The organism is Dokdonella sp., assembly GCF_019634815.1.
Taxonomy (GTDB): Bacteria; Pseudomonadota; Gammaproteobacteria; order Xanthomonadales; family Rhodanobacteraceae; genus Dokdonella_A.
Genome location: NZ_JAHCAP010000016.1, coordinates 1 through 21,397, shown reverse-complemented (window position 1 = coordinate 21,397; position 21,397 = coordinate 1). Strand labels below are relative to the sequence as shown.

The 21,397-nt window shown below is 65.3% G+C and carries 21 protein-coding genes; 7 read left to right on the top strand and 14 right to left on the bottom strand.

The window, feature by feature from the left end; genetic code table 11:
• Nucleotides 1–3: 3 nt before the first annotated feature.
• Nucleotides 4–483, bottom strand: coding sequence for a TlpA disulfide reductase family protein (locus KF759_RS09250; RefSeq protein WP_291224783.1), 480 nt, complete (start codon nucleotides 481–483; stop codon nucleotides 4–6).
• Entirely contained in the window at nucleotides 480–1,769 is a 1,290-nt protein-coding gene (locus tag KF759_RS09245) for a YihY family inner membrane protein (protein WP_291224781.1), read from the bottom strand. Before KF759_RS09245 ends, KF759_RS09250 begins: the two co-directional genes overlap by 4 nt.
• Before the next feature lie 93 nt (nucleotides 1,770–1,862).
• On the opposite strand from KF759_RS09245, the gene wrbA reads away from it, so the two are divergent.
• Complete coding sequence (wrbA, locus tag KF759_RS09240) at nucleotides 1,863–2,462, top strand: NAD(P)H:quinone oxidoreductase (RefSeq protein ID WP_291224779.1); 600 nt, start codon at nucleotides 1,863–1,865, stop codon at nucleotides 2,460–2,462.
• A complete protein-coding gene (locus KF759_RS09235) occupies nucleotides 2,459–2,818 on the top strand; it encodes a DUF2069 domain-containing protein (RefSeq protein WP_291224777.1) in 360 nt (119 codons plus the stop codon). The genes wrbA and KF759_RS09235 overlap by 4 nt, the downstream gene beginning before the upstream one ends.
• A gap of 296 nt (nucleotides 2,819–3,114) precedes the next feature.
• On the opposite strand, the gene KF759_RS09230 is transcribed toward KF759_RS09235, so the two are convergent.
• The 5 genes from KF759_RS09230 to KF759_RS09210 form a co-directional block, all read right to left on the bottom strand.
• The gene (locus KF759_RS09230; RefSeq protein WP_291224775.1) at nucleotides 3,115–3,576 is read right to left on the bottom strand and encodes a hypothetical protein; all 462 of its coding nucleotides are present in this window, start codon (nucleotides 3,574–3,576) and stop codon (nucleotides 3,115–3,117) included.
• Between the two features lie 354 nt (nucleotides 3,577–3,930).
• Entirely contained in the window at nucleotides 3,931–4,218 is a 288-nt protein-coding gene (locus tag KF759_RS09225) for a HigA family addiction module antitoxin (protein WP_291224773.1), read from the bottom strand.
• Nucleotides 4,219–4,223: 5 nt separating this feature from the next.
• The gene (locus KF759_RS09220; RefSeq protein ID WP_291224771.1) at nucleotides 4,224–4,502 is read right to left on the bottom strand and encodes a type II toxin-antitoxin system RelE/ParE family toxin; all 279 of its coding nucleotides are present in this window, start codon (nucleotides 4,500–4,502) and stop codon (nucleotides 4,224–4,226) included.
• A gap of 124 nt (nucleotides 4,503–4,626) precedes the next feature.
• Entirely contained in the window at nucleotides 4,627–5,538 is a 912-nt protein-coding gene (locus tag KF759_RS09215) for an HNH endonuclease (RefSeq protein WP_291224769.1), read from the bottom strand.
• Nucleotides 5,539–5,809: 271 nt separating this feature from the next.
• A complete protein-coding gene (locus KF759_RS09210) occupies nucleotides 5,810–6,805 on the bottom strand; it encodes a LysR substrate-binding domain-containing protein (RefSeq protein WP_291224767.1) in 996 nt (331 codons plus the stop codon).
• Nucleotides 6,806–6,952: 147 nt separating this feature from the next.
• Here KF759_RS09210 and hemN point away from each other — a divergent pair, with 147 nt between their 5' ends.
• Both hemN and KF759_RS09200 read left to right on the top strand, forming a co-directional pair.
• A complete protein-coding gene (hemN, locus tag KF759_RS09205; protein WP_291224765.1) occupies nucleotides 6,953–8,347 on the top strand; it encodes an oxygen-independent coproporphyrinogen III oxidase in 1,395 nt (464 codons plus the stop codon).
• A gap of 26 nt (nucleotides 8,348–8,373) precedes the next feature.
• The gene (locus KF759_RS09200) at nucleotides 8,374–9,129 is read left to right on the top strand and encodes a helix-turn-helix domain-containing protein (protein ID WP_291224763.1); all 756 of its coding nucleotides are present in this window, start codon (nucleotides 8,374–8,376) and stop codon (nucleotides 9,127–9,129) included.
• Between the two features lie 6 nt (nucleotides 9,130–9,135).
• Here KF759_RS09200 and KF759_RS09195 read toward each other — a convergent pair whose 3' ends face one another.
• Nucleotides 9,136–10,800 carry an amidohydrolase gene (locus tag KF759_RS09195; protein ID WP_291224761.1) on the bottom strand — a complete coding sequence of 555 codons (1,665 nt, stop codon included), beginning with the start codon at nucleotides 10,798–10,800 and terminating at the stop codon, nucleotides 9,136–9,138.
• 137 nt (nucleotides 10,801–10,937) lie between these two features.
• Between KF759_RS09195 and KF759_RS09190 the strand changes: the two genes are divergently transcribed.
• The 3 genes from KF759_RS09190 (at nucleotide 10,938) to KF759_RS09180 (ending at nucleotide 15,975) form a co-directional block, all read left to right on the top strand.
• Nucleotides 10,938–12,554 (top strand): serine hydrolase, encoded by a 1,617-nt coding sequence (locus KF759_RS09190; protein ID WP_291224759.1) that lies wholly within the window; start codon nucleotides 10,938–10,940, stop codon nucleotides 12,552–12,554.
• Nucleotides 12,551–13,375 carry a nucleoside triphosphate pyrophosphohydrolase gene (gene mazG, locus KF759_RS09185; RefSeq protein WP_291224757.1) on the top strand — a complete coding sequence of 275 codons (825 nt, stop codon included), beginning with the start codon at nucleotides 12,551–12,553 and terminating at the stop codon, nucleotides 13,373–13,375. The genes KF759_RS09190 and mazG overlap by 4 nt, the downstream gene beginning before the upstream one ends.
• A 101-nt stretch (nucleotides 13,376–13,476) precedes the next feature.
• On the top strand, nucleotides 13,477–15,975 hold the full coding sequence (locus KF759_RS09180; protein WP_291224755.1) for a right-handed parallel beta-helix repeat-containing protein: 2,499 nt from the start codon (nucleotides 13,477–13,479) through the stop codon (nucleotides 15,973–15,975).
• A 58-nt stretch (nucleotides 15,976–16,033) separates the two neighbouring features.
• Here the strand turns inward: KF759_RS09180 and cysQ are convergent, their stop codons facing one another.
• The 6 genes from cysQ to gspL all read right to left on the bottom strand — a co-directional run bounded on the left by cysQ (nucleotide 16,034) and on the right by gspL (nucleotide 20,794).
• Entirely contained in the window at nucleotides 16,034–16,852 is an 819-nt protein-coding gene (cysQ, locus tag KF759_RS09175) for a 3'(2'),5'-bisphosphate nucleotidase CysQ (RefSeq protein ID WP_291224753.1), read from the bottom strand.
• Entirely contained in the window at nucleotides 16,849–17,409 is a 561-nt protein-coding gene (gene nudE, locus KF759_RS09170) for an ADP compounds hydrolase NudE (RefSeq protein ID WP_291224751.1), read from the bottom strand. The genes cysQ and nudE overlap by 4 nt, the downstream gene beginning before the upstream one ends.
• Nucleotides 17,410–17,447: 38 nt before the next feature.
• Nucleotides 17,448–18,236 (bottom strand): inositol monophosphatase family protein, encoded by a 789-nt coding sequence (locus tag KF759_RS09165; protein ID WP_291224854.1) that lies wholly within the window; start codon nucleotides 18,234–18,236, stop codon nucleotides 17,448–17,450.
• A 25-nt stretch (nucleotides 18,237–18,261) separates the two neighbouring features.
• Nucleotides 18,262–19,029 carry a type II secretion system protein N gene (gene gspN / locus KF759_RS09160; protein WP_291224750.1) on the bottom strand — a complete coding sequence of 256 codons (768 nt, stop codon included), beginning with the start codon at nucleotides 19,027–19,029 and terminating at the stop codon, nucleotides 18,262–18,264.
• Nucleotides 19,030–19,097: 68 nt separating this feature from the next.
• A complete protein-coding gene (locus KF759_RS09155; protein WP_291224748.1) occupies nucleotides 19,098–19,589 on the bottom strand; it encodes a type II secretion system protein M in 492 nt (163 codons plus the stop codon).
• Nucleotides 19,586–20,794, bottom strand: a complete 1,209-nt coding sequence (gene gspL, locus KF759_RS09150) for a type II secretion system protein GspL (protein ID WP_291224747.1) — start codon at nucleotides 20,792–20,794, stop codon at nucleotides 19,586–19,588. Before gspL ends, KF759_RS09155 begins: the two co-directional genes overlap by 4 nt.
• Nucleotides 20,795–21,397: the final 603 nt, after the last annotated feature.

Sequence of the window (21,397 nt, the reverse complement as noted above, 5' to 3'; positions counted from 1 at the left end):
TCATCACTTCGCCGCTGCGGCGCCGATTGCCTTGCTCAGATCATCGACCGTGATCGGCCCGACGAACTTCTTCGCCACCCGACCATCGGGCGCGATGAGATACGTGGTTGGCAAGCCACGCGGCGTCTCGAAATCGGCCGGCATGTGGTCATAGTCGATCTGCGCGAGCGGATAGCTCACCGGATGCTTCTTGGCGAACGCGAGCACTTCCTCGCGCTCGGTGTCCTCCCAGGCCAGGCCGATCGCGGCGACGTCCTTGCGTGACGACACGAACGCCGACAATTCGGGCATTTCCTTGATGCAGGGCGTGCACCAGGTCGCCCAGAAATTCACGATCACCCACTTGCCGCGCTGCGCGGCGAGATCGAATGGCTGCCCATCGAGCGTGGTCACCGCCAGTGACGGTCGCTCGGCAGTCGCCCCTGCGGCCCAGTGGACAGTCGACGCGATCAGCACCAGCACGACGAACACGACAGGTTTCATGTGGACTCCACCGAATTTTCAGGATTCCCGGCGCGCGGCGGCGCTGGATACAGATCGGCAAGGCTGGCCTGGAGTGTCGATCGCGTCGCCGCGCCGACCCGTTCCAGCAGCGGCGTAGCCGCGCTGCCCACCAATGCGCACGGCTCAGGATTGCGCAGCGGCACGCGATAATGGCCTTCCTCGTACAGCTGGGCCAGCGTGACCGTGCCCAGATCGCGCGCCACCACCCATTCGCCGATCTCGCTGCGCCGAATCACGCCGGCGCGCTGCAGATCGTCGAGATAGCGCTGCAGCAGGTCGTCGGTGAGAAACGGCTCGGCGTGCAGCAAGGCATCGCGGCGCAAGCCATGACCGGCGCGCTGGGCGCGGGCGAAATGACCGAGCAGGCGCAGCAGGCCCGCAAATTCGTGTCCGCGCGGAAGTCGCTGATCGCGCGGCCGATATTCGAACGCACCCAATGACGCGGTCACCGAGGCGCCCAGCAGGACGATCGTCCAGCTCAGGTACACCCAAAGGAAAAAGATCGGCACCAGCGAAAGCGTGCCGTAAACCTGCTGATAACTTGCGTTCTGGCTCGCATACAGCGCAAAGCCGCGCTTGGCCAGCTCGAACAGCATTGCCGCAAGCAGGGCTCCGATCAGTGCAAAACGCAAGCGCACGCTGCGGTTCGGAATCACCACGTAGGCCGCGACCAGCGCGGTGAACACGATCAGGAACGGCAGCAATGCCAGCACGTGCGCCTTGATCGAGAACTGCGCCTCGGCCGCATCGATGAACGGCAACGCGAACGCATAGGAGCTCACCGCGAGCGCCGCCACCAGCAGCAGCGGCCCGGCCGTCAGCGCCGCCCAGTAGACGAGAAAGCGCGCGCTCGCGCTGCGCGATACATTGACGCGCCAGATGCGGTTGAACGCGTCTTCGATGCTCATCATCAGCGAGATCGCGCTCAGCAGCAGCACCAGCACGCCAACCACGGTGGCCTTGCTGGCATTGTCGGCAAATTGCGTGATGTAGCCCTGCACCGCGCCGCCAGCCGCAGGTACGAAATTTTCGAATACCCAGCCAGTGAGTTTTTCGCGCCAGCCGGCAAAGCCGGGAAACGCTGCCAGCACGCCGAGGCCGGCGGCCGTGAGCGGTACCAGCGCGAACACCGTGGTGAACGACAAGGCGCCCGCAGTTGCCAGGCAGCGGTCCTCGACGAAACGTCGCCAGGTGAAGCGCGCGAACGCGAACATGCGCTCGCGGTCGCGCAGGATTGCGGAGAGTTTCGCCAGAAGTTCACGCATCGCTGCGAGCGTAGCAGATCACCGCCACGTGCCGCGCCCGCGGTAGCATGCGCACCGTCCCACCTGTTCCGCCCAGCCGACCGGATCCCGACGATGGCCGAAATCCTCGTGCTCTACTACAGCCGCAGCGGCAAGACCGCACAACTCGCGCGGCTGATCGCGCGCGGCGTCGAAGAAGTCGACGGCATGCAGGCGCGCCTGCGAAGCGTGCCGCCGGTGGCGCCGGTCACCACCAGCGCAGCGCCACCCGAACCCGACGAGGGCGCACCCTATGTCGTTGCCAGCGACCTGGGCGAATGCGCGGGACTGATCCTCGGCAGCCCCACGCGCTTCGGCAACATGGCCGCGCCGATGAAGTTCTTCCTCGATTCGACCGGCGCGCAATGGGCCTCGGGTGCGCTGGTCGGAAAGCCGGCGGGGCTGTTCACCGCCACCCACACCATGCATGGCGGACAGGAGTCGACCTTGCTCTCGATGATGTTGCCCCTGCTCCATCACGGCATGCTGATCGTCGGCCTGCCCTTCACCCTGCCCGCAGTCACCCAAACGCGCACGGGTGGCACGCCGTATGGCGCGAGCCATGTCGGCGGACCGAGCGGTGAGAACACGCTGAGCGAGGACGAGCGTGATCTCGCCCGTGCGCTCGGCCAACGCGTCGCCACCGTGGCCGCACGACTGGCTCGAAACGCATGAACGGCGAGCGCCTCGCGGTGACGGCCTGGGCGGCGCTGATCGCGCTGCAACCGGCCTGGTACCTGTGGCTCGCGGTGCCGGCCAATGGCCGCGCCCTGCTCGCGCTCGCCCTCGTGTTGCCACCCTTGCTGCTGCCGCTACTCGCGCTGCGCCGCGGACTCGGACGTGCGCTGGTATGGATCGGCATCGTCGCGCTGTTCTATTTCTGCCACGGCGTGGTCGCGGCCTGGGTCGTGCCTGCCGCGCGCATCCCGGCCTTGATCGAAGTGATGCTGTGCACGGCGCTGATCCTCGCGCTGGGCCTGCGCACGCGTGCGCTCAAGCGCGCGCGGGCGCGGGCTGGTCAACCCAGCTAATTTCTGCCGCGAGGGAATTCGCCGGTGCCTGCGCCCGGAAGTTGGCCGACAACTGTGGCGCCACCCGTCTCATGCCTGGAATTGCCGCGCACGGCGAAGCAACCGACCGCAACCAAGATGACCGGAACTGCAAGCGCGACTTGCATTTCCCGTGGCCCCCAACCCTTGAAGTAGCCGGCAGGCAGCCCGCGCAATGGGTTGGCGCCCGGTTGGCTGACTGTCATGCGGCACACCGCGAAGCCACTCGCGCCGGATCACTGCGTGGCGGGCTTGGCGGGGGAGCCCGCACGTGAAGGTCAGGCTGCATGCTCACGAAGGTATGCAACCACTGTTGGCCAGTCCGGAAAGCGATCTGTGCCGAAATGAACGTGCTGGCCGTCAAATCGGTCAACGCCATTCTTGTTGCGGTCGTCGATGATGAAGTCGCCGCGATTCAAGTGCTTATGGTGTGAAAGGATAAGGCGCTTGTAGGCACCCTGACCCAAATGCGCCTTGACCCAGAGGAGCTTGTCCGACCATGCGCTTGGATTTTCCCAAGGTGCCGTGGAAAGCAGATAGGTGTCGAACAGCCCACAAAGCTCGTTGAATGCCGCAATGGCGCCGGGAATCGGCACCATCTTGGAGAAGATGCCGGGAACCTCGTCCAGGCGATCCTTGTAGTGGTCGAGGTCGCTCTCGGATAGGTGAGGGAACGCGCTGGCGAAGTCGACCAGAACGTTATCCATGTCAATGTAGAGCGTGCGACGAAAATTGTTCATGCAGCCTGACGCCTGAGTTCAGCCGCGCCGCGAAGCAGCGGCGGCTTGAATGATCCAATGGACCCCCCGCGCGTCCCACGGTCTGGATGAGCCAGACAAGAGCATGGTCTCCGGACACCGGATCACGAGAGGAGCCCGCCCTGAATGCTACGCTCAAGTACCCTGCGGTGACCACGGACGCTGTCGATCTCGCCAAGGAGATCTTCGAACTCGCCTTTGCTGATGCGTCCGCTCGCATTGTGGCCAGGCAGCGGCTCAAGCGCGAGTCGTTTGGAAAAGGAACAACACACCGCGATGTCACTCGCGCCGGATCACTGCGCGGCAGGATTGACGGGGGGGTCTCCTGCAGAATTGTCAGGCCGCTGCCAGCCTGAGCTTGCTCACGCTCTGCAAGTCAACGTGTTGCCGTGCAACCCACAAGTCGTGGGCGTCCTGCATGGCGAGCCAACTCTCCGGGCTGCGTCCGATTGCCTTGGAGAGACGTAGCGCCATTTCAGGAGTGACGCGACTGGAACCGTTGAGAACGCGGCTCAGCGTGGACGCGGCAACACCAAGCTTGTCCGCAAGCTCACGCCCGCTGATGTTGTTGGGTTCAAGGTAGATGCCGGAGATGAACTCACCGGGGTGCGGCGGATTGTGCATGCTCACTAGTGATAGTCCTCATAGTCCAGTACGTATGCGTTTCCGTCCTTGAACTCGAACGTGACGCGCCAATTCCCGTTCACGGTGATTGACCAGCGTCCCTTCATTGCTCCTTTGAGCGCATGAAGCCTGAATCCCGGGATGTCCAAGTCTTCAACGACGTGAGCCGTATCGAGTGCAGAGAGTTGAAGGCGAAGGCGCTTGACGTGACTTGCTTGAACGCCGGATGCACTCCCTGTCTCAAACAGACGGCGAAGGCCCTTGTGCCGGAAGGACTTGATCATGCGCGACTGTATCACGTTGCGCACTACGCAACAAACGGCCTAACGCCTGAGCTCAGACGCCGACAGACCGCGTAGCGGGATGGCGGTCGGCTGCAGCGATTTGTTGGGCGGCAACACGTAGGTTTTACCCAAGGTAGATGTTTTCATTGTGCCACCGGAGGTTTTCCACAGACGGTGCGTAGGCTGGGTTCTTTGGCACACGAAGCATCTTTCCGTGAAGCGCATAGAATTGGTGGCCGTTGTTGAACTCCTCTCGAAGGCGGGAGCTCACTTCAAGGTGCCTGTTCTCCGTGACAGTGAGGTAGCCACGATCGTAGAGGGTATGAAGGTCGCTACGAAGCAGTAACCCGTTGTTCAACGCGTGCTCTCCGCCAGCGGCATACGGATGGATGTGCGCAGCCTCGAGGATTGGAAGTATCGGCTCCGAGGTAACGCTACACTGACGGTCGTATGCATCGGTTACCAGGATCCGAAATGCACCTTGACCCAGCCGGGGGCGAATCGTGGTTGGCGCTCCGTACTTGACCTCGTCGAGCTCCCGAACTTGGGACGCCTGCAGCGCACTTTGAAGTTTTCGATAGATTGTGGCACCCGGCTCGGATGTGAGATCGTACGACTTGCCTTGAACAATGTTTCCGCTCCAGTTGGAAGGCATCGGAATCCATCGCTCTTCCGGCAGGAAAAACGGCTGTGTGAGCAGAATGCAGCCAACCGTGAAATCGCGGTACTCCGGTGTGACCGTGCGCCTGTACTTGAGCACGCGCCGGCGCATTTCTTCGAGCGATGTGACGCCATTGCCGGCGCCAAACGATGCCCACGCAAGGCTGATAGGCAAGAGCGACGAATGCACGAACACGCCGCCACCGACAATAAAGTTTTGTGGTGCGTGCAGCTTGAAGAGAAACAGCTCTCCGACGGACAACGCACGAAACTGGCGCGAACCGCCCGGCTGCCAGAAATTGACTTCCGCAAAGTCTTGCCGGTTACGAAGCAGATCGAACCAATCAGTGTCCGTGATTCCGACGTACGCCTTCACCGTTTGCCCTTACGTTTGATTGCCGCCCAACTACAAGTAGACCCCAAAAGTGAGGCGTCGCACCGATCCTGCGGCAGGGGTCGGTTACGGTCAAGCCGTTTTCCCGCACGGAATCAAGCTCTTGGCGATGGCCTTGGCGCGGTGAAATGCTGAACATGCCGCGCTATCACCCGCCGCTGAGGGCGTAATGAATTGCGGGCGCGAAAACAGGGGCGTAACCGGTCTGCGCCGGGCATCACCCGCCCGCGCCTGCTCCGCTGTCGAAGCAGGGTCAATCCGGGACAGGCTTCGCGTCCCGCCGACGCGGGGCGCCTGTCGCTGTCGGCGCGGCCTGCGCATGCTGCTCGGCGGCCACGCGCGGCAGGTGTTCGGCGAGGAACTCGACCAGCGCGCGCACGCTGGGCAATTGCCCGCGTCGGCTCGGGTAGATCAGGTGCATGATGCCCTGCGGCATGCTCCAGCCCGGCAGTACCACTTCGAGCTCGCCGCGCGCGATCGCCGCGGCGCAGACCGACTCGGGCAGTGTGGCCACGCCGACGCCGCGCAATGCCGCCTCGTGCAGCACGGCGAATTCTCCGCAGACCATGCGCGCCTGCATCTCCACCATCGCCTTGCCGCCGCCAGCGTCGAACAGCTCGAAGCGCTGCGTGCCGTCGATCTCGATCATCGACAACAACGGCAACGCGCCAAGCTGCGCCGGCGTCTGCGGCCTTCCGTGCGTATCGAGGAATGACGCGCTGGCCACCAGCAGCACGCCCGATTGGCCGAAGGTGCGCACGATCATCGAGGCGTCCGTGTCGAGCTTCTCGCGCACGCGGATCGCCAGGTCATAGCCCTCACCGATGAGGTCGACACGGCGGTTGCTGGCGAGCACCTGCACCTGCACCTGCGGGCAGGCCAGCAGGAATCGGGGCAGCACTTGGGCGAGAATCGTCTGCGCGAGCGACACCGGGCAGCTCATGCGCACCACGCCGCGCGGTTCGGCACGCAATTGGTCGACCACGTCCTGCGCCGCCTGCGCCTCGTCGAGCACGGCGCGGCAATGGACATAGAACCGCTGACCGATGTCGGTGACCGCGAAGCGCCGCGTGGTCCGCTGCAGCAGACGCACGCCCAACCGCTCCTCGAGTTGGGCGATGCGCTTGGACAGGCGTGACTTGGGCGTGCCCAGCGCGCGCCCGGCCGCGGAGTAGCCGCCATGCTCGACCACCGCGGCAAACAGACGCAGGTCATTGAGGTCGTGCAGGGCAGCAGCCGTACCGTTCATGCATTGCCTCCAGGCGCGAAGCCGCCACATTGTCGCGGACTTTGGCGGCGCGTGACCATGACCGGCGGAAACGACGGCCGCGTGCCGACACCGCGGCATTTGACCGGGATCAAGGCAGCTGCGCACGGCCCCGCACAAGATGCGGCCATGACCGCCGCCCGCACCAGTCCCGTATTCGATCGCGCCCTGGTCGCGCGTTACGACGTCAACGCACCGCGCTACACCTCGTATCCGACCGCGCCGCATTTTCGCAGCGAGTTTGGCGAGTCGCAGTTGCGCGAGACGATCCGCGCCTCCAACGAGGACCCGATTCCGCGCGACATTTCGGCCTACCTGCACATTCCGTTCTGCCTGTCGCCGTGCTTCTACTGCGGCTGCGCGCGCATCATCACCCATGACCAGGGCAAGGCCGGGCCGTATCTCGTGCGGCTGTATCGCGAGATCGAAGCGGTCGCCGCCCTGTTCGACCGCGATCGCTGCCTGGCCCAGCTGCATTTCGGCGGCGGCACGCCGAACTTTCTCAGCGCCGACCAGTTGGTCGAACTGATCGAAACGCTGGGCCGGCACTTTTCCTTCAGCCGCAAACCCGACCGCGAGTTCGGTGCCGAGCTCGACCCGCGCTTCTGTGACGGCGACTACGTGCAGCGCATCGCCGCCGCCGGCATCAACCGCATTTCGCTGGGCGTGCAGGATTTCGACCCGCAAGTTCAGCGCGCGGTCAACCGCATCCAGAGCGTGGAACAGACGCGGGACGTGATCGAAGGTGCCCGCCGCGCCGGCGTGCGCTCGGTCAACCTCGATCTCATCTACGGCCTGCCCAGGCAATCCACCGCTACCTTCGCGCGCACGCTCGAGCAAGTGATCGAGCTGCGCCCCGACCGTATTGCGGCCTATGGCTACGCGCACCTGCCCGAGCGCTTCAAGGCGCAGCGCCAGATCGACAAGTTCGACCTCCCCGACGCCGGCACCCGGCTGGGACTCTTGCAGCAGACCGTCGAGGTACTCACCGCGGCGGGCTATCGCTACATCGGCGTCGATCATTTCGCCCTGCCCGGCGACGATCTTTCGCTCGCCCTCGACGCCGGTACCCTGCAGCGCAATTTCCAGGGCTATTCGACCCACGCCGCCTGCGACCTGGTCGGCTTCGGCATGAGCGCCATCAGCCATGTCGGCGCCAGCTTCAGCCAGAACGCCAAGGATCTCACCGGCTACTACGCCATGCTCGACAACAACCGCCTGCCGGTGGCGCGCGGCCTGCGTCTGAGCGACGACGACCTGCTGCGTGCCGACCTGATCGGTCGGCTGATGTGCGCGGGATCGCTCGATATCCGTGCCTTCGAGGAACGCTATCTAGTAGACTTCGCCAGCTACTTCAAGCGTTCACTCGATCACCTGCGGCCGCTGGAAGCCGATGGTCTGGTCACGTGCTCGCCGAGCCACATCACGGTCACTGCGCGCGGCCAGTTCCTCATGCGCAACATCGCAATGTGCTTCGACAGCTACGCTGACATTCCGGACATCCGCTACTCGCGCGCCGTGTGAGATCGATCCGCGGAGATTGATCGCGCATGGGTCATACGGTGCCTGGGCGGCTGCAGCCGCTCAACCCGATCGCCGACGACGGCGACGAGTACAACTTCTGCTCCACCTGTGCCTTTGGCTCGGTGTGCCTGGGCAGCGGCGTGGAGAAATTCGCGCTGCGCGATCTGCACTGCCTGGTCGAGCACGTCGGCAATTTCCGCTCCGGCCACACGATTTTCCGCACCGGCGAGCGCTTCACCGCGCTCTACGCAGTGCGTTCGGGCATGGTCAAGACGCGCCTTGTCGATATCGAGGGTCGCGAACTCGTGCTCGGTTTCTACCTCCCGGGCGAGCTGGTCGGGCTCAACGCAATCCACCCCGAAACCTATCCCTGCGATGCGATCGCGCTCGACACGGTCGAAGTCTGCCGCTTCTCGTTCCCCGCGCTGGCGACGCTGGCCACGCGCATGCCCGGCATCCAGCAGGAACTGTTCCGCCGCCTGAGCAAGGACATCGGCAACGCTGCGCTGCTTGCCGGTGATTACTCGGCCGACGAGCGCCTCGCTGCCTTCCTCATCGACCTCGCGCGCCGCTACGCCGAGCGCGGCTTCCCGCCCGATGCCCTGCATCTGGCGATGTCACGCGGCGACATCGCCAACTACCTGCGGCTGGCCGCCGAGACCGTGAGCCGCGTACTGCGGCGCTTTCAGGACCGCGGCCTGATCGCGGTCGAAGGCCGCAACGTCACCATCGCCAAGCCCGACGAGCTGTACGCCCTCGCCAGACCGATCCTGCAGCGCTGAGGCACCTCAGGGCTTGGCGTAGACGCGCTGGCCGCCCACCCAGGTCTCGAGGACCACGGTCGACCAGATCCGCGCCGGCCTGTCCTTGAAGATGTCGCGGTCGATGAGGATGAAATCCGCCCATTTGCCCGGCTCGAGCGTGCCGCGCGTGGTTTCGGCGTGACTCGCATAGGCCGCATCGAGCGTGAACGCACGCAGCGCCTCGGGCAAGCTCATGTCCTGCTGCGGATACCAGCCGCCCGGCGGCTTGCCCTCGTGATCCTGGCGCGTGACTGCCGAATACAGGCCATAGAACGGATTGGGTGATTCAACCGGAAAGTCCGAGCCGCCGGCAATCCGCGTGCCCTGCTTGAGAAAGGTACGCCAGGCATAGGCACCACGCATGCGCGCCTTGCCGATGCGATCCTCCGCCATGTTCATGTCGGATGTCGCATGGGTCGGCTGCATCGAGGCGATGAGTCCCAGCTGCACGAAGCGCGGAATGTCGCCTGGATCAACCACCTGCGCGTGCTCGATGCGATTGCGCAGCTCCTTGCCGCCTTCCTGCTTGAACACCGCGGCGTAAGCGTCGAGCACTTCGCGGTTGGCGGCATCGCCGATCGCGTGCACGCCCACCTGGTAGCCCTTGCCGATCGCCTTGGCGATCTTCGCCTGCATCTGCGCGGGTGTTTCGAACAGCAGACCCTTGTTGTGCGGATCATCGGAATACGGCGCGAGCAGTGCCGCACCGCGACTGCCCAGCGCGCCGTCGGCAAACAGCTTGACCGCGCGCACATCGAGGAAATCGCCGCCATAGCCCTTGATCGGCCCGTCCTTGGCGAGGTGATCGAAGTCTGCACCGGTGCCGCCGATCATCGCGTAGATGCGCGCCGTGAGCCTGCCCGCGTCGGCATAGCGCTTGTACAGCGCGACGGTGTCGGCGCTCACGCCCGCATCATCGACACCGACCAGGCCCACGCGCGCCATCTCGGCCAGCGCGGCATCGAGCATGCGCGCCGATTCCTGCGCATCGGGCGCGGGCACCTTGCTCGTCATCAGCGCCATTGCCGCATCGACCAGCACGCCGGTCGGCTGGCCTTGCGCATCGCGTTCGATGCGACCGCCCGCGGGATCGGGCGTATTGCTGTCGATGCCGGAGAGCTTGAGCGCGGCCGTGTTGGCCCAGCCGGCGTGGCCATCAACGCGTTCGAGCCAGGCTGGATGATCCGCCACTGCGCCGTCGAGTTCCTTCGCGGTGGGGAAACGACCGAGCTTCCAGATCTCCTGATTCCAGCCGCGGCCAAGCAACCACGCGGATTCGGGATGTGCATTGGCATGTGCCTTGATGATCGCCAGTGCCGCATCGAGCGACTTCGCGGGCGTGAGGTCGATCTGGCGCAGCGCCTGTCCGAGACCCATCACGTGACCATGCGCATCGATCAGGCCGGGCATCAAGGTGCGACCCTTGCCATCGAGCACCTGCGCATCGCCCGCACGCGGCGCCAGCGCTGCGTGACTGCCGGTCGCGACGACCTTGCCCTTCTCCACCAGCATCGCCTCGAAACGCTGCAACTTGCCCTTGCCATCGAGCGTGTAGCCATTGACGTGGTCGACGAACAGGTCGGCGGCGCGCGCAGACGATGCGCACAGTGCGGCGGCGAACAGCAGCGACAGGCCAGACAAGCGCAGCATGGCCATTTCTCCCGCGGAACAAGGCGCGAGAATAGCATTCGACTGACAGCAGCACGCCGACAAGGTGCGCAACAAGACGCCCTGCCCATCTTTTTTGATACCTTCCCGACCGCGCCATCCGGCGCGGGAGCATGGACATGACCAAGACTGGCCGCGCCAAGGGAATCGTCCTTGCCATCTTGCTGGCCGCCGGGAGCGGTGCCTCCGCAGCGCCGGTCTTGACACGGGCAGATGTCGAGCGCGCGATCTCGCAGTTCAAGCCGGTCATTGCGCATGCCCTGCAGGATTCGGGACTGCCTGGTCTTGCAGTGGGCGTGGTGTTCGAGGATGAGGTGTTGTGGATTGGAACCTACGGTGTGCGCGAGGTGGGCAATCCGGCGCCGATCGATCGCGACAGCCTGTTTCAGCTGGCTTCCATATCCAAGCCGATCGGCTCGACGCTGATCGCACGTCTGGTCGGCGAAGGGCGTGTTTCCTGGGAAGACCGGATGATCGACTACAGCCCGGATTTCAAACTGGCCGATGACTGGACATCGCGCCATGTGACCCTGGCTGACCTGTACTCGCACCGCAGCGGACTGCCTGATCATGCCGGCGAGGAACTGGAAGAATTCGGCTACACCCAGCAGCAGATCGTCGAGCGTTTGCGCCTGGAACCCTTGCAGGCGTTTCGCGCCGGCTTCGAATACACCAACTACGGCCTGACCGCAGCGGCCGAGGCCGCAGTGTCGGTGACGGGCAAGAGTTGGGAGGATGCTTCCCGTGACCTTCTGTACCTGCCGGCAGGCATGAATTCGACCACCTCGCGCTTCGATCAGTACCTGGCGTCACCCAATCGCGCGGTGCCCCATGTGCGCCACCCCGATGGCCACTGGTCCGCGGACTTCCAGCAGGATCCCTCGCGGGCCTCGCCCGCCGCGGGAGTGGCGTCCACGATCAGCGACATGACGCGTTGGCTGCGTCTCCAGCTCAATGGCGGCGTCATCGACGGCGTCCGCATCGTCGATGAAAAGGCATTGGCGCAAACCCATGCGCCCTACATGATGCTGGCGGCACCGGCCACCTACACGGCACGCACGACCCACTACGGCCTCGGTTGGTTCGTCTACAGCGACGATTTCGGCCAGATGCGCTGGGCACATGCAGGTTCATTTGCGCTTGGCGCGGCAACCAATGCCGCAATGATTCCCGCGCGCAAGCTCGGCATCGTCATCCTCACCAATGGTTTTCCGATGGGCATCCCCGAAGCACTGACCGAATCGTTCTTCGATCTGGCGATGACCGGCAAGGAGAGCCGGCCCTGGTACGAGCAATACCGTGATGACTATGCGCGCGTGTTGTATCCACAGGTTCAGATCGACTATCGCCGCCCGCCCGCCGACGCCATCCCGCCGCGCCGTCTCGATCGCTATGTCGGCACCTACAGCAATGCGTTCTTCGGTGATGTCGAGGTCGCGCACGAAGGCGATCATCTGACGATGCGCGTCGGACCGTGGCGGCGCCCCTTCGTTCTCGGGCATTACTCCGGCAACACCTTCTGGTACATCCCGCCGGGCGAGTTTGGCGTGGTGCCTTCGCCGGCGACATTCTCGTTCGACAAGCAAAGGGTCAATCTGATCTGGGGCAGGCGGCAAGCCGATGGCTCCTTCGCCGACGACCCACATGGGCCGCTGGTGCGGACGCTTGCTTGCGCAAGTGAGCCTCTGGACCAGCAGAACAGGGGCTCCTGCCTCCCCGCGGGCGCGCCCCGATGAGCAATTCGCTGGCCGCCCCCCCCACCATCGATGACCTGCTCGCGATCATGGCGCGCCTGCGCGACCGCGAACGCGGCTGCCCATGGGACATCGAACAGAACTTCGACACCATCGCGCCCTACACCATCGAGGAAGCCTACGAAGTCGCCGATGCGATCGACCGCAAGGACATGCCCGACTTGCGCGATGAATTGGGCGACCTGCTGCTGCAGGTGGTATTCCATGCGCGCATGGCGCAGGAAGCCGGCCACTTCGCCTTCGCCGACGTGGTCGCGGCGATCTGCGACAAGATGGTGCGCCGGCACCCGCATGTGTTCGGTGATGCCTCGTTCGACTCGGTGGCTGCGCAAACCGCAGCCTGGGAAGCGATCAAGGCGGATGAACGCAGCGCCAAGGGCGCAGCGGACGACAGCGCGCTGGCCGGCATTTCGCGCGGCCTGCCCGAGTGGCAGCGCGCGTTGAAGCTGCAGAAGAAGGCCGCGCGCGTGGGCTTCGACTGGCCTGATGTCACGCCCGTGCTGGCCAAGCTCAGCGAGGAAATCGAGGAAGTGCGCGCCGAGTTCGCCAAGGGCAGCGACCACGCGCGCCTCACCGACGAGATCGGTGATGTGCTGTTCGTCTGCGTCAATCTCGCCCGTCACGCGCAGGTGGATTTCTCGCAGGCGCTGCGCCACGCCAACGCGAAGTTCGAACGACGTTTCCGCGCCATGGAAGCACTCGCAGCACATGCCGGGGAAACGCTGGCTGGCAAGTCCCTGGCCGAGCAGGACGCCCTGTGGGATGCAGCCAAGATGCAGGAGCGGGGACAAGACCCTGCGTGATCCCCGGCGACCGGGCCTGAGCGCAGGGACGCCCGCCGACGTGGCCCCTGAGACGGGCGTTTTCCGTGAATGGCAGCAACAGCCCCACTCCGGAGACGTTCATGAACAGCCCCGCGCTTCGCATCTGCTTGCTTGGCCTGTTTGGCCTGGCCGCATTTTCCTCGCCGGTCACTGCCGCCACGGAGTACTGCGTCGGCACGTTCGGGCAATTCCAGGCTGCGCTCAATGATGCCGAAGTCGATCTCGACGACAGCCTGATCAAGGTTCGCGCGGGCACCTACACTCTTGACGATGACCTGAGTTACGCGGCCGATCTGGAGTACATCCTGCCCGCGGGCCGTCTGACCATTCGCGGTGGCTACGATGTCGGCTGCAACAACTATTCGCTGACGCCGGGTGCAACGACCCTGGTCAGCAGCAACCAGTCACAGCTGCTGATCCGCACCAGCACCGGCAGCGCAACGGTGGCCGGCATGACCTTCCAGGGAACACATCTGAGCATGTTCAGTCCCGTGCTCAGCGACTGCCCGTCGCAGCGGCGCACGCTGTCCCTGAGCCGCGTTCGCATCGACCAGGCGATGTTCGAGGCGATCGGGTGGTGTCACGACGTCATGGTGGAGAACTCGCTTTTCAGCAACGGGGTGACCACACCCGATACCAGCTATGCAGCCGGCACGGGCGTGGGCATCTACCTCGCATTCGACGACGATGCCTATGACGCGGCCTCGACGCTGACCATGGTCAATTCATCCGTGATCAATGGCCGCATGGCTCTGGTCAGCAACAAGAGCCAGGGCTTGGGAACGGCCTTCCTTTACAACAACATCTTCAGCCGTGACGCGGGCAACGACATCACGGCCGAGGCGAATCTGTTGGCCGTGAACAATCGTTTCGACGGCATCACCTTCGCAAGTGGCGGCATGCTGCTGCCGGGCTCGAGCGGCAACCTGTCGGCCGCGCCACAACTCGATGCGACCTACGTGCCGCAGCCGGGTTCGGCGATGATCAATGCCGGCACGGCGATCGTGCCCGACGGACTGCCCAGCGTCGATCACGCCGGCGGTGATCGCGTGGTCGGTTCGCGAGTCGACATCGGGGCACTGGAATCGGCAGTCGACGGCAGCGGCACCTTCACCGTCACCAACACCAATTCCGCGGGCGCTGGCTCGCTGGCAAAGGCGCTGGAGAATGCCAATCTGGCACCCGGCTTCAACCGCATCGCCTTCAACATTCCGGGCAGTTGCCCGCGGATCATCGCCCTTGCGGGCGCGCTGCAGGTCCACGAGAGCGTGAGCTTCGATGGCCGCTCGCAACCGGGCTCGCAAACCAACAGCAGCGAAAACGGATTCAACGCCGTGCCTTGCGTGGTTCTCAGCGGCAGTGGCGGCATCGGCATCGAAGCGATGAGCAACATCGGCAGTGGCTACATTGCCGCCAATGGATTGGCCTTCGAGGGCTTCGATCTCGCGATTGCCCTGGCATTCGGCGAGGGGCATTCAATCTATGGCAACCAGTTTGGCGGCCGCATCGGCAGCAGTGGACCGCTGCTGTCGGGCAATGCCCAGGCAATCGGGCTGGTTGGCGGCGGTCTCACCGTCGTCGGCGGCAACAGCCTGGCCTATCGCAACCTCATCGGAGGATCCAGCGATGTCGGCGTCCTGATCACCACCTTCCTCGGCGCGGGCGGCGACAACAATCGCGTCAGCGGCAACCTCATCGGCCTCGACAAGGACGGCAACGCGGCCCTGCCCAATGGCACCGGCATCCGCATCAACGGCGGCTTCAACCGCATCAGCGGCAACCGCATCGGCGGCAATGCAGTGGACGGCATCCTGCTTTCGGGCGCTTCCGCGGAAAGCAACGAAATCACAAACAACAGCATCGGCGGCGGCGTGGGCGCCTTGAGTTTCACCGCAGGCAATGGCCGCATGGGCGTGATGGTGCAGGCCGACGCGCATGACAACCAGATCACCGACAACAGCATCGGCCGCAACGGCGATGATGGCGTGCGCATCATGGCGAACGCTGGCGGGCGCAACCGGATCGCCGGCAATCGCATCGCGCGCAATCCGGCGCTGGGCATCGATCTGGGCAGCAATGGCGTCAGCAACAATGATCCCGATCCGCAATTCTGCGACCCCACGCTCGGCTGCGCCGGCAATGGCGGTCAGAATTTCCCGGTGATTGAAAGCGCCCAATTGCGCAGCAGCGGTTTCATCCCCGCCGGTCGCCCGATCCGCGTTCAGGGCACCCTGCGTTCGACGATCGGCGGACCGTATCGGCTCGAGGTATTCGCCGGCAGCAGCTGTGATGCCAACGGTCATGGCGAAGGCCAGACACCGATCATGGCGAGCTTCCTCACCATCGACAATGCGCCCTATTGCCCGGGCGGCGGACCCATCTGCCAGGTTTGCGATGCGTTCAATTGCACGGCCGCTTTCACGGTCTGGCTGCCCGAAGCCGACGTCGCAATCGGCGACACCCTCACCATGACCGCGACCAGCGCCTCGGGCAGCACCTCGGAGTTTTCGGCGTGCGTCAGCGTGACCGAGGAAGAGCCGGACAATGACCTGATTTTTGCCAACGGCTTCGAAAGCTGAAAGCCGGTACCGGAAGCATCGCGTCGGTGCTTCCGGTCTTCGCGGCAATCGCGGCGACTCAGCTCATGTGCAAGGCCGACCAATCCGCATCACGCGCGCCGACGGCGAAAAAGTCGCCATTGATCAGCGACTCGCGCGCGTTGTAGCGCAGCGGCTGGCCATGCAGGTCACGCACCGCGCCACCCGCTTCCTCGAGCACGCATTGCCCGGCCGCAGTGTCCCACTCCGAGGTCGGGCCAAGCCGCAGGTAGAGGTCAGCCTCGCCTGCGGCGATGCGCAGGAACTTGAGCGAGGAACCCAGCGGGACTTTTTCGCTCGGTCCGAGCAACGCAAGCATTTGCGCTTCGCGCTCGGACGCATGCGAGCGGCTGCCTGCGACCACCAGGGACGAGGGCCGCGAGCGCGTGTGCAGGCGTCGCGGCACAAGCGCGGCTGCGGGATTCGACAACCACGCGCCGCCACCGCGCCAGGCGCAGGCGAGATCGCCGCTGACCGGCGTCTGCACCACGCCGATCACCGGCTCGTGCGCGTCGATGAGCGCGATGTTGACGGTGAATTCGCCGTTGCGCTTGACGAATTCACGTGTGCCATCGAGTGGATCGACCAGCCAGTAGCAAGGCCATTGCGATCGCTCGCTCCACGCCACCGCCGCCGATTCCTCGGAGAGCACCGGCAGTTCCGGCGTGAGCACGCGCAAGGCCGCGACGATGATGCGGTTGGCAGCAAGATCGGCCTCGGTCAGCGGCGAACGGTCGTCCTTGCTCTCGACTGCAAACTCCGACTCGTAGACTTCGAGAATCGCCTGCGCCGCCCGCTGCGCAATCTCGCCCGCTGCCTGTGCAAGCGCGCGCAGATCGCCCCTGTCCACCGCGCTCATGGCTGCGGCCGGTAGCGACCGGCGAGGTATTCACGCGCCATGAACAGCGCGGCGATCGAACGTCCGTCAGTGACTTCGGCATGTTCGAGCAGGCGGTGCAGTTCGGACAGCTTCCACGGCACCACGTCGAGCGGTTCCGGCTCGTCGCCATCGAGTCTTTCCGGATACAGGTCGCGCGCAATCACCACTTGCGTCATCGCAGTCATGTAGCCGGGCGAAACCGACAGGGTTCCGAGCACGTGCAACTCGCGCGCGCCGAGACCGATTTCTTCCTTGAGCTCGCGGTCGGCGCCCTGCTTGACCGTCTCGTCGCGATCGAGCCGCCCCTTGACCAGCCCCAGTTCATAGCGATCCACGCCGACTGCGTATTCGCGCACCAGCAGCACGGTGTCATCGTCCTGCACCGGCACCACGATCACCGCGCCAAGACCCGAACTCAGCAATCGCTCGAAGGTGCGGCGCTGGCCGTTGGAAAACTCCAGGTCGACCTGCTCGGCCCGCAGGAAGCGGCTGGCGTCGACTTGGCGCACCGCGAGGATGTGTGGGGGTTTGCGCATCCGCCGATTGTAGCCTGCGCCGATGCGGCGCGGCCTCATCAAGCGGGATTGAATGCCGCCAAGGCCTGTGCGTGCAGGGCCGGCGTGCCGGCCAGCGCACTGCGGCTATCCAGTCCGATCGCCTGCCCATCGAGGTCGGTGAACACGCCGCCGGCCTCGCGCACGATCAGCACCAGCGGCGCGATGTCGAGGATGTTGAGGTCGGATTCGACCACCAGATCGATCGCACCACGCGCGAGCAGGTGGTAGTGCAGGAAATCGCCATAGCCGCGAATGCGCCCGACCTTGCGCACGAGCCCGGCATAGGCCTGCCAACGTGCGGCATTGGCTGCGAGGGACTTGAGATTGCCGGTGGAAATTGCCGTCTGCGCATCGAATCCGCACGCGGTCGATACCTGCAGTCGCCTGGGCTGGTCATCGCCCGCGCGCAGGTAGGCGCCGCCGCCGCGCAGCGCCCACGCGCGTTCGCCGTAGACCGGCGCGTCGGACACGCCCAACACGAGTTCGCCGCGATGCATCAGCGCAATCTGCGTCGAGAACATCGGATAGCCGCGCACGAAAGCCTTGGTACCGTCGATCGGATCGATCAGCCAGAGGAAATCGCCCTCGCCTTCGCGGCCTTCCTCCTCGCCGTAGAACGCATGCGCGGGAAAGGTCGCGCGCAACACCTGCTTGATCGCCGCCTCGGCCGCGCGGTCGGCGATGGTGACGGGCGTGAGATCGGCCTTGGTGACCACCTCGAAATCGCGTGCCTGCCAATGCGGCAAGACCACCGCGCGCGCGGCATCGGCTGCGGCATGCGCAACCGCCAGCGCCTCATCGAGCATGGCCGGATCGGGTTCCACGGGCGCCTCAGAATGTCCGCAACAAACTGCCCTGCACCTGCACCCGGGTCGACCCATCGGCCTGACGCTCGCCGACCCCGGACAGCAACTGCTCGACCTGCGCATCGGCATGCCGCGCGCGCAAGCTCGCCTGCGCCTCGTAGTTCGGCCGGCGCAGCACGAAGCTGCCGTTGACTTCGAGTGCACCGCTGCCGTCATCCTTGAAGCTGCCGGCAATGCTGCCATCGTCCTGGCTGGAAAACTCCGCGCTCAAACCGCTGAACTTGACCTCGCCTTGCGCACTGGCGATGTCGACATCGCGCCACTGCGCGTCGCCGCGTACCTGCGCAAGTCCTGCGCGCGAGAGCGTGGCAGCGGCGAGATGGCCCCTGACCGCACCGCCGAGCCGGATCCCGGGGTTGTCAAGCAAGCCCTGCAACCACGCCGCAGGCACGGTGAAGCGCAGGTCCTGCACGCGCAAGGCGCCATCGCGTCGTTCGACCACGCCCGCCAGATCCAGATCGCTGCCGGCAATGCGCAGTTCCACCTGCGGCTTGCCCGCCAGCAGCGAGACCTTCGACAGGTGCCAATCGAGTGCGCCCAGGTCGTTGCCCAGCACGCTCACGCCATCGGCATGTCCATCCCATGCCGTGCCGTGCACGCCACTCAGACTCGCCGGAGCGATGCGGCTGGCGATCAAACGGTAGCCGGTCTCGGCTGGCAGGAACCACAGATACAGGCCACCGCCGAACAAGACCAGCAGCAACACCAGCAGGAACATCCGCGACTTGCGCATCCGGGACTCATCCAACATCAAGGGAAAGGTTCAACGTCCGCTCGCAGCGGTCGGCCATCAGCCATGCCTCAAGGTGCATCCTGCAGCGTCACGCGCGCGTTGACCAGACCGATGCCGTCGGCGCGGTCGGCCGACAGCTCGCTCGCTTCGACGCCATAGCCGCGCGAGAGTGCTTCCAGCCAGCCGATCAGGGCATCGAAATTGGCGGCGTCCAGACTCAACTTGACGTGCCGCGAGCCTGCAGGTTCGATCTGCTTGATCGCCTCGCCCAGGCCCGCATCACGCGCACTCGCATCGGCCAGCGCAAGCAGCGACTTGCCGGCGCGATCGCCGCGCGCGCGTTTTCCCAGCGCATGCTGTTGCGCGAGCAGCGCGGTGCCGCGTTCGACCGCGGCCAGCTCGTCGCGTCGCGTGGCCACATCCTGTTCCAGCGCGGCGCGTCGTTGCGCCAGCGGCGACCACACCAGCGCCCAGAACAGCATCCCCGCGACCACCACTGCCCCCACCCGCAGCGTGCGGCGATCGCGTTCGGAAACGCCCTGCCACCAAGTCTTGATCATCGCCGCACCGCCTGCGTCTGTGCGCCGATCTCGATGCGAACACGGCCATCGACGCCATCAGCACCTGGATTGGCCGCGGTGAGCTCCGCCTTGCAGCCGGGCAGCATGGCGATGCGCTCGCGCACCAGATCGAGCGCATTGAGATCGGGTGCGCGCAGTGCCAGTTCGAGCACATCGTTGCGATAATCCAGGCCGCGCACCTGGATGCGCGTGCCGCCATCGGCCAGGACCGGACCGATCCGTTCGAGAACCCCGAGCACGCCCTGCGCCGCGGTCTGGCGGTCACCACCGATGCGTGCAGCCACCAACTGTGCCGGCGTCATGCGCTCGAAGACCTTGGCATCCAGATCAGGCAGCGCCTTGAGCACGGCCTCGCGGGCGGCCTGATCCAGGCGCGCCGCCTCACGCGACAAGCTCCACACCTGCAAGCCGAGCGTGAGCAGCGCGAGCACGACCACCGCCGCAGCCAGCGCGGCCGCGACGCGCCACCAGCGGGCGCCATCACTGCGGCGACGTCGCCGCGATGCGAACTCGCCATCGAGCAGATTGAGCGGCAGATCCGCTGACTGCGCCGCGAGCAGTGCGAGCGGATCGCGAACCACTTCCAAACTCACCGTGCCGGGCAGCCCCGGCGTCGCAGCGCCCGCGCCACGCGCATCGTGGACGAGGCAGGTGCCCGCAGGAGGCAAAACCGTGAACCACTGCGCCAGCTCATCGGCTGCGCAGGCGAAGGCCGACCACAGCCCCGTGCGTGCAAGTGCGCCGTGCGCATCAAGCAGCACGCGCACACCGCCCTCGAGCGGCGCCAGCGCCAAGGATTCCGGAACCAGCACATCGGCGACGATGCCATCGGCCGCGAGCCGATCGAGCCAGCCCTCGAGCGTCGCCCGCGCCACCACCGCCACACCGACCTTGCCCTCGTTCGGTGACGCGGCCGCAAAGTGCAGGCTGTCCACCGGCGCCAGCAACAGATCTTCGACGGCGAACGGCAACGCCTTGAGCAGGGTCGCGCGATTGCGCGCGGTGAGCGAGGCCTGGGCAAGCAACACATCGCTCGCCGGAATCAGCACGACCACCTCGCGCGCCTGCGCCAGCACCTGCGCCGGCGGCACACCCGGCACCGCCCGCACCGGCGCCGACACGCCCGCACGCAGCCAGCTCAGGCTGCCATCAGCGGCAAGTCGCAGGAACAATCGATCAGACATCGGCTCGGGTCAGGGGTCGAATCGCGGTGATTGTACGCGACACCCGCGCTCGGCTGGACGCCCGCGGCTGCGCGTTGTCGTGTTCGTCTTTGCGAAACCCGCCTGACGTCCGTGCCGGTTCGTCCCGCATCCGCGCGCTCGGGCGCTGCGGCTCGCGCCGAGGTTTTGCGTTGTCCTGGTCGTGTTCGCTTGCACGAGAACCGCCTGACGTCCGCGCCTGTTCGTCTCGCATCCGCGCCACTGGAGATTTCGGCTGCCGCCGTAATCGCTGGGTCATTTGGGTTTGTGGGTTTGCGCGACAACCGACTCACGTCCGTATGGGTTCGTCCCGCGTCCCTGCGGTCGGGGACTCGGCGTGCGCCTTGGTCATGTCTTTGCCTTGTTCGGCTCGTCGAAAACCGACTGGCGTCCGTGCCTGTTCGTCCCGCATCCCTGCGGTCGCGGACTCGGCGTGCGCCTTGGTCATGTGTCTGCCTTGTTCGGCTCGTCGAAAACCGACTGGCGTCCATGCCTGTTCGTCCCGCATCCCTGCGAGCCGGATACCCTTCTTTGCTTGTCCAAAGAAGGGTATCCCCAAGAAAGGACACCCCCGGCAGCGCCGCC

What these genes read in the sequence shown, in the direction of transcription:
- KF759_RS09250 (WP_291224783.1), bottom strand. Translation starts at nt 483, where the DNA reads ATGAAACCTGTCGTGTTCGTCGTGCTGGTGCTGATCGCGTCGACTGTC.
- KF759_RS09245 (WP_291224781.1), bottom strand. Translation starts at nt 1,769, where the DNA reads ATGCGTGAACTTCTGGCGAAACTCTCCGCAATCCTGCGCGACCGCGAG.
- wrbA (WP_291224779.1), top strand. Translation starts at nt 1,863, where the DNA reads ATGGCCGAAATCCTCGTGCTCTACTACAGCCGCAGCGGCAAGACCGCA.
- KF759_RS09235 (WP_291224777.1), top strand. Translation starts at nt 2,459, where the DNA reads ATGAACGGCGAGCGCCTCGCGGTGACGGCCTGGGCGGCGCTGATCGCG.
- KF759_RS09230 (WP_291224775.1), bottom strand. Translation starts at nt 3,576, where the DNA reads ATGAACAATTTTCGTCGCACGCTCTACATTGACATGGATAACGTTCTG.
- KF759_RS09225 (WP_291224773.1), bottom strand. Translation starts at nt 4,218, where the DNA reads ATGCACAATCCGCCGCACCCCGGTGAGTTCATCTCCGGCATCTACCTT.
- KF759_RS09220 (WP_291224771.1), bottom strand. Translation starts at nt 4,502, where the DNA reads ATGATCAAGTCCTTCCGGCACAAGGGCCTTCGCCGTCTGTTTGAGACA.
- KF759_RS09210 (WP_291224767.1), bottom strand. Translation starts at nt 6,805, where the DNA reads ATGAACGGTACGGCTGCTGCCCTGCACGACCTCAATGACCTGCGTCTG.
- hemN (WP_291224765.1), top strand. Translation starts at nt 6,953, where the DNA reads ATGACCGCCGCCCGCACCAGTCCCGTATTCGATCGCGCCCTGGTCGCG.
- KF759_RS09200 (WP_291224763.1), top strand. Translation starts at nt 8,374, where the DNA reads ATGGGTCATACGGTGCCTGGGCGGCTGCAGCCGCTCAACCCGATCGCC.
- KF759_RS09195 (WP_291224761.1), bottom strand. Translation starts at nt 10,800, where the DNA reads ATGCTGCGCTTGTCTGGCCTGTCGCTGCTGTTCGCCGCCGCACTGTGC.
- KF759_RS09190 (WP_291224759.1), top strand. Translation starts at nt 10,938, where the DNA reads ATGACCAAGACTGGCCGCGCCAAGGGAATCGTCCTTGCCATCTTGCTG.
- mazG (WP_291224757.1), top strand. Translation starts at nt 12,551, where the DNA reads ATGAGCAATTCGCTGGCCGCCCCCCCCACCATCGATGACCTGCTCGCG.
- KF759_RS09180 (WP_291224755.1), top strand. Translation starts at nt 13,477, where the DNA reads ATGAACAGCCCCGCGCTTCGCATCTGCTTGCTTGGCCTGTTTGGCCTG.
- cysQ (WP_291224753.1), bottom strand. Translation starts at nt 16,852, where the DNA reads ATGAGCGCGGTGGACAGGGGCGATCTGCGCGCGCTTGCACAGGCAGCG.
- nudE (WP_291224751.1), bottom strand. Translation starts at nt 17,409, where the DNA reads ATGCGCAAACCCCCACACATCCTCGCGGTGCGCCAAGTCGACGCCAGC.
- KF759_RS09165 (WP_291224854.1), bottom strand. Translation starts at nt 18,236, where the DNA reads ATGCTCGATGAGGCGCTGGCGGTTGCGCATGCCGCAGCCGATGCCGCG.
- gspN (WP_291224750.1), bottom strand. Translation starts at nt 19,029, where the DNA reads ATGCGCAAGTCGCGGATGTTCCTGCTGGTGTTGCTGCTGGTCTTGTTC.
- KF759_RS09155 (WP_291224748.1), bottom strand. Translation starts at nt 19,589, where the DNA reads ATGATCAAGACTTGGTGGCAGGGCGTTTCCGAACGCGATCGCCGCACG.
- gspL (WP_291224747.1), bottom strand. Translation starts at nt 20,794, where the DNA reads ATGTCTGATCGATTGTTCCTGCGACTTGCCGCTGATGGCAGCCTGAGC.